Origin of the sequence: Staphylococcus sp. 11-B-312, from assembly GCF_016743055.1 — a bacterium.
GTDB classification, from domain to species: domain Bacteria; phylum Bacillota; class Bacilli; order Staphylococcales; family Staphylococcaceae; genus Staphylococcus; species Staphylococcus ureilyticus.
The window spans coordinates 270,500-282,978 of record NZ_CP068241.1 but is presented as its reverse complement, the minus strand read 5'-3'; the positions used below and the strand labels follow the sequence as shown (position 1 = coordinate 282,978).

Genomic DNA, 12,479 nt, shown 5'->3' with positions numbered 1-12,479 from the left:
CATGATTCTTAAAGCATATGTACCGTTTTAAAAAGCAGCCGCGAAAATTAGATTTCTAATTTTTGCGGCTGCTTTTATCATCATTTTCACAAAATTTATAGAAAAACACTTAATATAAGCCTTTTAATTCATTACTTGTATCGATAAATATATTTTTAACTTGTTGATAATTACTCAATGCTTCTTTATACGTTTCACGACCAATACCAGATTTTTTATAACCACCAAATGGTGCACCTTCCGGCACTTGGTTATACGTATTTATCCAAATTCTTCCTGTTCTGACTGCTTTAGCAATATTCAGTGCGCGTGTAATATCTTGTGAGAATACGCCACCCGCTAAGCCATAGTCAGAATCATTAGCAATTTTAATCGCTTCTTGATCATCTTTTACTTTGATTACTGTTAAAACAGGACCAAAGATTTCTTCTTGGGCCAACTTATTATTATTATCGCTAACCGCAATAAGTGTTGGTTCTATAAAGTAACCTTTATCTAATCCATTTGCGACAATACGTTTACCTCCAGTTAGTACCTCAGCATTAGATTGTTCAGCATAATCGATATAAGACAATATTTTATTCATCTGCTCATCGCTCGTTTGGCTACCCATTTGCGTGTGCGCATCTAATGGATCTCCAACCTTAATATTTGAAAATGCCTCTTTTAATCTAGAAATTAACGCGTCGTATATACCTTCTTGGACTAATAAACGTGAGCCTGCACTACATACTTCACCTTGATTAAATAATATACCGAGTTGGATACCTTCAACAGCTAAGTCTAAATTTGCATCATCTAGAATAATATTTGCACTTTTACCACCAAGTTCTAAAGTAGCAGGGACAATACGTTTTGCACCTGCATCAGCAACTTGATAGCCGACATCTGTTGAACCTGTAAATGATAATTTATCTACACCTTCATGATTAAAAATAGCATTACCTGATTCTGAACCTTTACCAGTTACGATATTAACCACACCTTGTGGCAATACTTCTTGAAAAATCTTACCTGCTTCTAATAAGCTTAACGGCGTTGAAGATGATGGTTGAATAACAATTGTATTCCCTGCCGCAATGGCTGGTGCAATTTTCCATGCTGCTAAGAGCATTGGGAAATTCCAAGCTACTACAGCACCTACAACGCCAATAGGTTCATGCCGTACGATACTCATAGTATCTTTATCAATATCATTCACTGAACCTTCATGTGTTTCAATAACACTTGCAAAATAGTTAAAATGTCTTGCAGCGTACGGTATATCAATTGTTGAGGTTTCACGAATCGGTTTACCATTATTCAACGTTTCCACTGTTGCAAGCTTATCTTTATTTGCCATCAATTTTTCACTAATTTTTCTTAATAAATCCGCACGCTCCGTTTTAGAAGTTAAACTCCATGATTCGAAGGCGCTTTGAGCTGATGATACAGCTTTGTCGATATCCGTTTCGTCAGCTTTGGAAATATTTGAGAGTATCTCCCCTGTGGCTGGGTTAACAACTTCTAATGTTTCTCCACTATTACTTTTTACAAATTCACCATCAATTAACAATCCGTAATTCTCATCAACATAATCTTTTATATTTACTGTCATGACAATCTCTCCTTTGCTTTGACGTTATTGATAATAACTTTATTTAAGTCAATAGTTAACCTAACTTCTCAATTTCATTGTAAACGAATATCACTGTTTTTTAAAAAATTCCAATCATCACCCATTTTGTTGGGCAAAAGCCTTACCTATAGCATCTAATTTTTCTGGTGCATCATGTACATCCATGTGAACTTCTACAAAATGCATTATGTTAGGGTTTTGATTAATTTCGTCTAATGCCGTTGCCAACGTATTACTTGTTGTAACATCATGTATTTGAACGTCTGTTTCCTTCATACCAAACACGAACGGTAACTGCTTGTAGTTCCACATTTTAATATCGTTGTACAGTGCAGTTTCACCGTGAATTTTACGTTCCACTGTATATCCATCGTTATTGATGACAAAAATAACCGGTTTTAATGCCTCACGTATGATTGTTGATAATGCTTGAACAGTTAGTTGAAGCGAACCATCACCAATCAACAGCACGTTTCTACGTTGTTTGTCCGCAATTTGTGTTCCTAGAGTCGCAGGTAAAGTATAACCGATTGATCCCCATAATGGTTGTCCTATAAATGTATTATCTTTAGAGAATAGTAAATCATAAGCACCAAAGAATGACGTGCCTTGTTCAGCAAGTATAACGTCTTGAGGCTGAATAAATTGCTGCATTAATTTGAAATATGTTGACTGTTTTAATGGTTCATCACTTAATTCAACCGTTTCGTTAGTTACTTGATAACGTGGATAATTCACGTCAGCTGTATAATCAATATTCAACAAACTATCTAGTAAATCTACGAGTTTTACTTCTTCATCACGTAATTCGTCAACTTTAAAATAATGATGATTCATCATGATTACATTTTCTAAATTAAATCCATAAGAAAATCCAGCAGTAGCAGAATCTGTAAGTTTTGCTCCGATATTTAAAATGACATCACTTTGATCTACATAAGCTTTAATTTGTTCATCTGCAATCTTTCCATCATAAATACCCATATAATATTGATTCTCTTCATTGAAAGCCCCTTTACCTAAGGACAATTGAGCAACTGGTATATGTGTTTGGTTAACAAATTGTTCTAGTTTATCATGCAACGCAAAACTATTGATTTCGTGTCCAGTTATAATTAAAGGTTGCTTTGCATTTTTTAATTTGTTTTCTATTATTTCTATATAACTGTCAACATCTTGTTTGGCTGGTGCAGTATATTGGTATGGTGTTTCTACTTCAATATCTACAGCAGCTACATCTATAGGTAAATGTATATGAACGGGACGTTTTTCATTAATTGCTGCATTGATTAATCGAGGAATTTCAGTTTGTGAATTTTCTGGAGTGATATATCCTTGTGCTGTTGTGATATGTTTGTACATTTTACGATAATCATCAAATGTGCCTTCACCTAATGAATGATGTACATATTTACCAGCACGTTCAACTTCACGTGTTGGTGCGCCTGTGATTGCTATGACTGGTACACGTTCTGCATATGCACCTGCAATACCGTTAACCGCACTTAGCTCTCCCACACCAAATGTTGTTACCATTGCACTAATGCCTTTAATTCTTGCATAACCATCTGCTGCGTAACTTGCGTTAAGTTCATTTGTGTTACCAATCCATTCCATATCTTCTCGATTGATAATATCGTCTAAGAATGTAAGATTAAAGTCACCAGGTACACCAAATACTTTATCAACACCAACTGAGCGAATTGCATCCATTAAATATTGTCCTACTCTTTTTTGCATACATCATTTCTCCTTTAATGTGTTTCGTTTTCATTACACATTAAATATAACTTGTTAAATAAATTAGGTCAAGTTTATTGACTTATTTACATAACCAAACAAAGAGGCTTTTTCTAACATCTAGAAAACAAGCCTCTGATATAAACGATTGTATTAAGTAGGTACAATTTTGCTATTCTATTGACATACACATACTTTAAAAATTATTCTTCTCATCTTTCAAATATTTTACTGATTGGAATCCTTCTCTATATGAAGCAAATTCTTCCATAATCGCATACCAATCATTGCCAACTTTTTCTTGAATTTCTTTAAACATATCATTTTGTGCTTTATTTAATTTACGCACTAAGTTGCGGCCTTTTTCTGTTGGATATAACGTTTTAATACGTTTATCTTCTGGTGCCTGTTTTTCTACAATGAATGCTTCATCTCTTAGTTTTTTTAAAGTTGCATGGCTACCTTGCTTAGAAATTTCTAACTTTTTCAATAAATCTTTAATCGAGATGCCAGGGACTTTTTCAATAAAAAATAAAAATCTATGGTGTTGACGATTCAAACCATAATCTTTAATGATTTCATCCGCTGTCGTAATAAATGTTTTATATGCGAAGTAAAATAGCAAATTTTCATAGTCATTATTTTTTATTTCCATAAGTCACTGTCCTTTTAAAATTTTTGGGGAACCTTTAACTCAAAGCTTTAATAAAACGTTGAACACCATCTTTGGCAGTTTGAGGCGCACAAGCTACATTCATTCTTAAAAAGCCTCTGCCTTCTTCACCATACTTTGTACCAGGTTCAAGCGCAACTTTGCCTTGTTCTAAACTTTCTCATCATTTCTTCTTCAGTTAAACCCGTTTCTCTATAGTCAATCCATAACAAATAGGTTGCTTGAGGCTTTTTAATTTTTATTTGTGGGATGGCTTTAGTAATTTCTGAAATAGCATAATCCATATTTGAAGACACAATATCTATGAGTTCATCAAGCCAATCTTCCCCGTGAGTATAGGCAGATTCTAGTGCAGCTGCACCAAATGGACTAATACGGTTAACGCCTAAACCATGTGCCGCAAAATTTGACTCTAATGCTTGTCTAATATCTTTATTGGGTGAAATAATCAAAGCAGCATGAATACCTGCTAGATTAAATGTTTTTGTAGGTGCAGTGCACGTAATGATTTTTTGTGCTTCTTTTTCAGATGCTAATTTATCAAGCGGGATATGTTGATAATCAGTAAATACCAAATCAGCATGAATTTCATCTGATAGTATTAACACATCATATTTCACACATAATTCAATCACTTTTTCCAAAGTGTCTTTAGACCAAACAATGCCGCCTGGATTATGTGGGTTACATAAGATAAACATTTTTACGCCTTGCTTTAACTTTTCTTCAAAGTCTTCAAAGTCGATTGAGTAATTTCTCTCATCTTCTATCAAAGCACACGTTATTAATTGTCGATTCATACCTGAAGGCAAATTGGAAAAAGGTGGATAAACCGGAGGCGTGATTAAAACACTATCTTTTGGAGTCGTAAATGTTTCAATAATTGATGCTATCGCAGGAACTACACCTGAATGCGCAAGAATCCAATCTTTCTCAATATGCCAATCATGACGTTTATGAAACCAAGATTGAATCGCTTTTTTGCAGTCTTCATCTAAATAAGAATAGCCAAACACACCGTGATCGACACATTTCTGTAACGCTTCAATCACTGGTTGTGGCGCTTTAAAATCCATATCCGCAATCCACATTGGCAGTACATCTGAAGCATCATCAATATGATACACATCCTCCATCGTATCCCATTTAACTGATCGCGTCTGCTTTCTATTAACAACTTCATTAAAATGATAAATCATTACAACCACTCCTTTACCTTAAAACACATTATTGTTGATTCTTTTTCTCAAAAAAACAATATAACCCAAAATGACATACACAACAGCTAATAACGCAAATATAATTTCACATATCAACATGAATTGTAATAAATTTTGTAATACGCTCGGAAAACGCACATGAATCATAAAATTAAAATAAGCAGTCGCTGTTGTTACCCACGGAAATGTTAAAGCAGCAAATGAAAATTTAAAATTTATAGCCACTAACTTAGGAATAAACATTAATGAGACCATAAAAAGTAGTTGGGATATTATAAAACCACTTACCATTATAATGATGTCATTCGATTTTGCACTGATTAAAAACCCATTAAGACAAAGTGCTGCAGGAGCCGCTATAATGATTGACATTGGAAATTGATTTTCATTATATAAGCGCCAAGTTTTTTTGATTAAAATAATCGCTATTAGTATTATAAAACAAAAGGTTGCTATACATACCGTGAATTCACCTAGGACTGGATTAAATTCTTTTGCAGTTTCAGCTATTACACCTATCCCTACAAATGTTACAAACCAACTCGTATTCGGCAAAACAGTACCTTTGTTATGTAATATTAGATGATAGTAAATAAAACCTGCAATAATTATAAATTGGATGATAATCGTTAACCACCATAACCATAATAGTAAACCAAGATTGACATTCAAGTGATGCTTTATGATGTAAATGATTGTCATTAAAGCCATTGGAAACGTTGGGAAGGTAGCGCAGATATGACGATCACTCAATTCATTATATACTGTATGAGGATACAATATACACTTTTTAATAAATAACACTAAAATGATGCAACTCAATATAAAAAATAACACTGCTAAACCATACCAAGACATATTAAACAGTAAATTACTAAGCGAAGCGATACCTAATGCTAATCCACAAATAGCCGTTGGTAATACTTTAATCAATTTATAAAACATAATTTTAATCCTTTTACAATATTTAGTTATATCATTACTATACTATGCTTAAACTATTTATGTGTAAAATAAGATTATTATTTCGTTACCTTTTTATCATCTTGCCTAATCTTCTGTGCCTTTATTTTTGTATTAATTCAATATATGCACATATTTGAATGTGACATTCATATCGATATATTAATCTTCAATAACATCTAATCCTTTGTCCCTCAACTGCTTTAAACCCTTGAGCATTTGGTTAATATCGTCATCCGAATGTCTTTCCCATACGCTTAATTCCGCGACAATTTTTAGTGGTTCAGTAGAGCGATAAGAAAGCGTTGGATTGCCAGGTAATTTTTTATCTGTGACGTTCGGATCGTCTTCAAATTCTCCCAATGGTTCAACAACATAAATATGCTCTTCTGCCCTATCCTTAGATAAAGCAACTGCAAGTTCAGCTCCCCATTTTGCGTCTTCTAATGTACCTGTGAAATATATATGGTTCATAATTCGATCTTGATAATTCGATTTATATAATGGATGCAGTAAATCACCTATCTCTAATTTAGCTTTTGTACCATGTAAATATAAGTTTTGTCCAAATTGAGCTGTTTCACTGTTCATCGCTTAAGTCCCCCTCATAATCAGTAAGCTGTTCAATTATTATATGCAATATCTATTGGAAAATATAGACTATAATATCTGACACTCGCATCGTATAATTAAAGCAAAGGAGGTTTTATATTTATATTATTTTTTTAACAATTGTTGATTATAAAAATAATGTACGACATAGCGCTTGCTTAAACGAAACTTCTGTTACATCTAAATTAAAAACGGAGCTAATCAACTTCAAAAAGTTTTGCAGCACCGTTTTATATATGATAATTATATTAATTTAATCAGCATTAAACCCACTATTTAAATGGACTAACTCATCAGCTTTATCTGTAAACACGCCGTCTACGCCCCAATTGGACAATTGATTTGCCCTCACTTTACTATTCACCGTCCATACATTTAATTCGTAACCAGCATTTTTAATTGAACGTACGCGTGCTTGAGACAGTTTTGCATCTTCAATATTGACAATCGTTGATTCACAATAGTCTAAAAGTGTTCTCCAATCACCTGTAAATGCTGCTGCTTTAAAAAGAACTGCTCGCTTATATTGTGGCATTAGCTGCTGTGCTAATTTCAATAAAACAATATTAAAACTAGATAATAAAATATCTAAATTTGAATTTAATGTGTTTAATTTTTCAGCAACTTGTTTAATCATACTTTCTGATAACACACTACCATCTTTACCTGTTACACCTTTTAATTCAATATTTAAATTCATTTTATATTTATTAGCTAATGCAACCACCTCATCAAAAGTCGGCAATTTTTCCTCTGCATATTTAGCATTAAACCAATTGCCAGCAGATGCTTGTTTGATTTCATCATAATTCAATTGTGTAATTTCGCCAATCATGTCTGTTGTTCTATCTAAAAAATCATCATGAATAATGACGAGTTGTTCATCTTTTGTTATTGCAACATCAAGCTCAATCCATTTTAATCCAGGCACATGCGCAGCTGCTTCAAATGCTGCCATTGTATTTTCAGGTGCTTTACTTGATAATCCTCTATGAGCATAAACTGTAAACATATCATCTTCCCCTTCAATGTGATTTTAGTGTAATTATGATATGTCATGAACCATAATTCAAATTATCTAAGCTATTATCAGAAAAAACATTTTATAGTCGAAAATCAAACAAAAAGTCGCCTTCTGTATCCTTAATAGGAGTTCAAAGGCGACCAATAGGTGTCATATATTATGATTTTGAATTTACATATGAAGTTGGATCAACAGAATATCCGTTCCCCACGCCACCTGACATACGTTGGAAATGTAAATGAGGTGCAGTAGAATTTCCTGTACTTCCTGATAAACCAATTTGTTGTCCTTCTTTAACTTCTTGGCCAGATTTAACATTTAAAGAATTCATATGCATATACCATTGATAGTTATCACTGTTTTTCTCTTGGATTGTAACTTGGTTACCACCACCATAGTTACTCCAACCACTTTGAATTACTGTACCATCTGCTAATGAATAAACTGGTGTGTTTTCATCCATTGCGTAGTCAACGCCATAGTGTGCACCACCGCCATGGTAACTACCATAAGGTTGTAATTGACGATTTTTAGTTAACCAATTTGATGAATGTGTACTATTATTACTACTGTTTGATGCTACTTCTGATTGTGTAGCTTTTTGTTGTGGTGCAGCTTTTTGTTGTGGTGCAGCTTGTTGTTGTGGTGTTGAATCATTACTTGATGTAGTGTTTTGTTGCACATTATTCGTACCATTATTTTGTGTGTAACTTGTTTCATAATTGTTATTTGTTGATGCGTTATTTTGTGTATGATTTACATTATTAGAATTACTTTGTGCTGTTTGTCGAGATTCAGTGCCATGGTTCGTTGTTGCACTATTATCAACATCATCGTTTTCTGATGTTTGGTTGATGTCATAACCTTCTGATTGTACTTCTTCATGACTTTGGTCATCAGTGTAGTTATTATCATCTGAGACATTTACATTATCTACGTTTGAAGCGTTGTTTGAAGTGTTATTAGCACTTTGATTATTCATTGGGAAATAATAGTAATGATAATTCCCCTCATCGTCTATTAAATAGAAATAATATTGTTGTTGATCAAACATAGATTGATCCCAATTTCCATCTAATGTGTGATGATAGTTCCCATTATCATCTTGATCAATATATCCATAATTAAAAATATCACTATAAGACTGATTGCTTGTGTACTGTGTATTAGATTGATTATTTTCTGAAGCGTGTGCTTCACCTTGTGCGATACCAATTGCACCTAAAGATAATGTAGCAATTGTTGCTGTAACCATTTTTTTCATAATTAATAAGTCCTCCCAAAATTTTTACATACATAATAGTATCAGAGAAACTGTATAAAAAGAATAGCAGAAACTGTTTTTTAATTTGTTAGTAATTTATTTGTGATGTAACGTAAATTTTTTGAAAATTCCTAATATGTATTACGATTGCACCTTCAAAATTTCAAAAAAATAGCGTGTTATGGTATTTCATTTTCTAAAAAGCTTTCCTTATTCTATTACATAGTTAACAATCGAATAAATACATTTTTAAGTACATTTATATACAAGGCTAATAATTATCTAATTAACATTAGCTTGATACAAAAAACCGAGACATCATTATCTATGTCTCGGATGGTTTAATACTATTTTTTGTCTACTGTATTACTTTCTTATTAATGCTAATATACCGGCTACTAATATTAATATACCTGATAAAATACCAAAAAAGCTTATAAAAATTATATTTAAAATACCACCTATGATTAATAATATTCCTATTAAGACTCTTTTTTTGTTTATAATACAACTAAGAACCAGTGTTATTATACAAGTTATTATAACCGCTACGCCTAATCCAGTTATACTGCCACTTTCTGTTGCTCCAAATTCTTTGCCAATACCGTCGACCATTATAGCGAATAAGCCACCTATAATACCAAATATACTTCCTAATATTCCTAAAATCATTTCTGCTACTCTATTTGTTTGTTTTTTTCCAATATACTCATTCATATAAATTACTCCTTTTCTTTTTACTACGCTGCTTCATCTTCAGCAGTTTCATCTTCTTCGCTTTGTTTCATATCTTCTTCATACTCTTTATCTATTTCATCCATTTCTTCTTCATATTCTTTATCTATCTCATCCATTTCCTTTTCGTATGCTTCATCTTGCTTTTTCATTTCTTCTTCAAATGCTTGATCTTCTTCTTCCATCTTTTTATTGTATAATTCATCAACACGTGCTTCTAATTGATCATATTCTATCTCTAATACCTCATGATCAACATGGTCCATTTTTTCACCATCCGTGAGTTCATTATATTCATCAACTAATGTGTTATACATTTCTGCTGGATATGTTATTTCATCGCTTTCATCATCTTCTTTTTCGGTATCAGTTTTTTCAGCATCCGCTGTTTCACTTGTACTTTCATTATCATTACTTGCTGATACAGAATTACTAGTTTGTTGATTACTCGCTTCTTTAATATCTTCTTTCTTTATGTTCCATTTTGCTTTAATATTTTCAAAATTTGGCGTAGCATCCATTTCTAAAGTATATGTATCATTTTCAGGAACGTCATAAGTAATCATACCTGATCCAGTATTTCCTTTGTTCAATTGATGTGAAAACCCTGAGTCTCCTTCACTCTCCCCGTACCATTCTTGATAATTTTCACCGTTCACTTTCATGCTAAAATCAGTCGAATCAACTAATACTTGATCTTCATTATTATTTTTAAATTTCAAATATACTTTTATAACTCTGCCATTTTCAGGTTCACTATATTCATCATAATTATTTACATATTCTACTTTTGCTAATTTCACATCTACACCATCAGCGTCCACTACTTGTCCAATTTTAAAATTCTTCATAGTATTCGTAGCTTTTGACTTATTATCTTCTTTTCTGTCAGATTTTGTTTCCTTACCTTCCGTATTACAACCAGCTAAGATACATATGATTAAAACAGCCAAAAACAATAGTTTTTTCATTTTACCACTTCCTCATTTTACATTTACAGTTAATTTGAATTTTGTTCAACTTTAAAATTATTTTAAACCATACTACATAATCTTATAACATATTTAGTTAAAATCAATCATTTTTTTGAAATTTATGTTAATTTAAAATTTTATTAATGTGCTATCTTAGGAAAACATATTTTTGTTACAAAAATGACTGTAGAAATAATTATCTTAGAAACGAAATTTCATAAATAATTAGTCCTACAGTCATATTAAAATTTTTCTTTTTATATGATTTATTCAAATCTCTGTTCAAATTGTTACAAAGCTGTAAGTGTTCTATTAAGTGATATGTCATAAAAATGTACTTTATGTTTTTAACAAAAATTCAAGTATAAATAATATATTTTTTATATTATTAATTACATGCTACCATAAAAATATCAACTAATAAGCGGGGCATGACATTGAATAATTTAAAAAAACATTATGTGACAAAAGGTTCGAAAGACTATTTAAAAATCATTATTGCACTTTTCATTTCCGGTTTTACTATCTTTTCTATCTTATATAGTGTTCAACCTTTGATTCCACATTTCACAAAGTCATTTAATATTAGTGAAACTGTTTCAAGTTTAGCTTTATCAGCAGCAACCATTACCTTAGCGATTGCTATGCTATTTTTCGGGGCACTATCCGAAGTGTTAGGCCGTAAACCTATAATGATTTTTTCTGTTCTTTCTGTATCCTTACTCGCCTTAATACAACCATTTTTAACAGATTTCAATACTTTTTTAATTGTGCGATTAATCCAAGGCATATGTCTAGCTGGTTTACCATCAATCGCAATGGCTTATATTGGTGAAGAAATTTCATCACAAAATTTACCTGAGGCGATGGGCATTTATATTAGTGGAAATGCTTTTGGCGGTGCCTTTGGAAGAATATTCACCGGTTTTATTTCAAGTATATATGGATATCAAACTGGCCTAATTTCTATAGGTATAATCAGTCTTATTGCAGCCATTTTATTTACATTTTTATTACCGTCATCTAAACATTTTGAAAAACAGCGTTTTTCTGTAAAAACATTATTAATGAGTTATTATAAGCATCTAACAAATATCAGATTGCTCAAACCATTTATGATTGGCTTTCTGCTACTTGGGTGTAACATCGCAGCATTTAACTATATTGGTTTCGTGTTATCAGAAAAACCATATAATTTACATGATAGTATCATTAGTTTTATTTACTTATTATTTTTAATAGGTATGATTTCCTCAATACTAAACGCAAAATTACGTATGAAATTAGGTACTTTAAATGCCTTGAAATTCAGTGTTTTATTGTTAATTTTCGGTATTAACATCACTTTATTGCCACCGCTAACATTCAAAATTATTGGCTTAGCCTTTAGTGTTTATGCTTTTTTTAGTGGGCATGCAATTGCAAGTGCAGTCGTTACCAGTCGTGCAGAAGACCATAAAGCACAGGCCTCTAGCCTATACTTATTATTTTATTATATGGGTTCTTCTGTAGGTGGTACTTTAGCCGGTGTGTTTTATAACTATATTCAATGGCCTGGCGTAGTTTTAATGATTACTAGTTTTATGGTCATAGCATTCGTTATTGCTCTTACCATTAAGCAAAAATAGGCTTGAAAATCTAAAAGTTTAAGATTTC

At 32.1% G+C, this 12,479-nt stretch carries 11 protein-coding genes; 1 reads left to right on the top strand and 10 read right to left on the bottom strand.

The features are described from left to right. Positions 1-109 precede the first annotated feature (109 nt). The 10 genes from JG554_RS01170 to JG554_RS01125 all read right to left on the bottom strand — a co-directional run bounded on the left by JG554_RS01170 (position 110) and on the right by JG554_RS01125 (position 10,820). A complete protein-coding gene (locus JG554_RS01170) occupies positions 110-1,597 on the bottom strand; it encodes an aldehyde dehydrogenase family protein (protein ID WP_046206593.1) in 1,488 nt (495 codons plus the stop codon). A 117-nt stretch (positions 1,598-1,714) separates the two neighbouring features. Further along, complete coding sequence (locus tag JG554_RS01165; RefSeq protein WP_203265347.1) at positions 1,715-3,358, bottom strand: alpha-keto acid decarboxylase family protein; 1,644 nt, start codon at positions 3,356-3,358, stop codon at positions 1,715-1,717. 196 nt (positions 3,359-3,554) lie between these two features. After that, a complete protein-coding gene (locus JG554_RS01160; protein WP_064209143.1) occupies positions 3,555-4,013 on the bottom strand; it encodes a MarR family winged helix-turn-helix transcriptional regulator in 459 nt (152 codons plus the stop codon). Positions 4,014-4,159: 146 nt separating this feature from the next. After that, positions 4,160-5,230, bottom strand: a complete 1,071-nt coding sequence (locus tag JG554_RS01155; protein WP_316601016.1) for a MalY/PatB family protein — start codon at positions 5,228-5,230, stop codon at positions 4,160-4,162. Positions 5,231-5,248: 18 nt separating this feature from the next. Continuing rightward, positions 5,249-6,196 (bottom strand): SLAC1 family transporter, encoded by a 948-nt coding sequence (locus tag JG554_RS01150; RefSeq protein WP_203265346.1) that lies wholly within the window; start codon positions 6,194-6,196, stop codon positions 5,249-5,251. 180 nt (positions 6,197-6,376) lie between these two features. Then, positions 6,377-6,805: an NAD(+)--rifampin ADP-ribosyltransferase gene (gene arr, locus JG554_RS01145; RefSeq protein ID WP_070037083.1), complete on the bottom strand. Its 429-nt coding sequence runs from the start codon at positions 6,803-6,805 to the stop codon at positions 6,377-6,379. A gap of 274 nt (positions 6,806-7,079) precedes the next feature. Continuing rightward, on the bottom strand, positions 7,080-7,838 hold the full coding sequence (locus JG554_RS01140; RefSeq protein ID WP_046206587.1) for a glycerophosphoryl diester phosphodiesterase: 759 nt from the start codon (positions 7,836-7,838) through the stop codon (positions 7,080-7,082). Between the two features lie 169 nt (positions 7,839-8,007). Continuing rightward, complete coding sequence (locus JG554_RS01135) at positions 8,008-9,114, bottom strand: M23 family metallopeptidase (protein ID WP_070037080.1); 1,107 nt, start codon at positions 9,112-9,114, stop codon at positions 8,008-8,010. Between the two features lie 366 nt (positions 9,115-9,480). After that, positions 9,481-9,831 carry a DUF4064 domain-containing protein gene (locus JG554_RS01130; RefSeq protein ID WP_070037077.1) on the bottom strand — a complete coding sequence of 117 codons (351 nt, stop codon included), beginning with the start codon at positions 9,829-9,831 and terminating at the stop codon, positions 9,481-9,483. Between the two features lie 23 nt (positions 9,832-9,854). Further along, complete coding sequence (locus tag JG554_RS01125) at positions 9,855-10,820, bottom strand: DUF4352 domain-containing protein (protein ID WP_052722077.1); 966 nt, start codon at positions 10,818-10,820, stop codon at positions 9,855-9,857. A gap of 440 nt (positions 10,821-11,260) precedes the next feature. Between JG554_RS01125 and JG554_RS01120 the strand changes: the two genes are divergently transcribed. Beyond that, a complete protein-coding gene (locus JG554_RS01120; RefSeq protein ID WP_064209137.1) occupies positions 11,261-12,451 on the top strand; it encodes an MFS transporter in 1,191 nt (396 codons plus the stop codon). The last annotated feature ends 28 nt before the right edge of the window (positions 12,452-12,479 follow it).

What these genes read in the sequence shown, in the direction of transcription:
- JG554_RS01170 (WP_046206593.1), bottom strand. Translation starts at nt 1,597, where the DNA reads ATGACAGTAAATATAAAAGATTATGTTGATGAGAATTACGGATTGTTA.
- JG554_RS01125 (WP_052722077.1), bottom strand. Translation starts at nt 10,820, where the DNA reads ATGAAAAAACTATTGTTTTTGGCTGTTTTAATCATATGTATCTTAGCT.
- JG554_RS01150 (WP_203265346.1), bottom strand. Translation starts at nt 6,196, where the DNA reads ATGTTTTATAAATTGATTAAAGTATTACCAACGGCTATTTGTGGATTA.
- JG554_RS01130 (WP_070037077.1), bottom strand. Translation starts at nt 9,831, where the DNA reads ATGAATGAGTATATTGGAAAAAAACAAACAAATAGAGTAGCAGAAATG.
- JG554_RS01165 (WP_203265347.1), bottom strand. Translation starts at nt 3,358, where the DNA reads ATGCAAAAAAGAGTAGGACAATATTTAATGGATGCAATTCGCTCAGTT.
- JG554_RS01155 (WP_316601016.1), bottom strand. Translation starts at nt 5,230, where the DNA reads ATGATTTATCATTTTAATGAAGTTGTTAATAGAAAGCAGACGCGATCA.
- JG554_RS01160 (WP_064209143.1), bottom strand. Translation starts at nt 4,013, where the DNA reads ATGGAAATAAAAAATAATGACTATGAAAATTTGCTATTTTACTTCGCA.
- arr (WP_070037083.1), bottom strand. Translation starts at nt 6,805, where the DNA reads ATGAACAGTGAAACAGCTCAATTTGGACAAAACTTATATTTACATGGT.
- JG554_RS01135 (WP_070037080.1), bottom strand. Translation starts at nt 9,114, where the DNA reads ATGAAAAAAATGGTTACAGCAACAATTGCTACATTATCTTTAGGTGCA.
- JG554_RS01140 (WP_046206587.1), bottom strand. Translation starts at nt 7,838, where the DNA reads ATGTTTACAGTTTATGCTCATAGAGGATTATCAAGTAAAGCACCTGAA.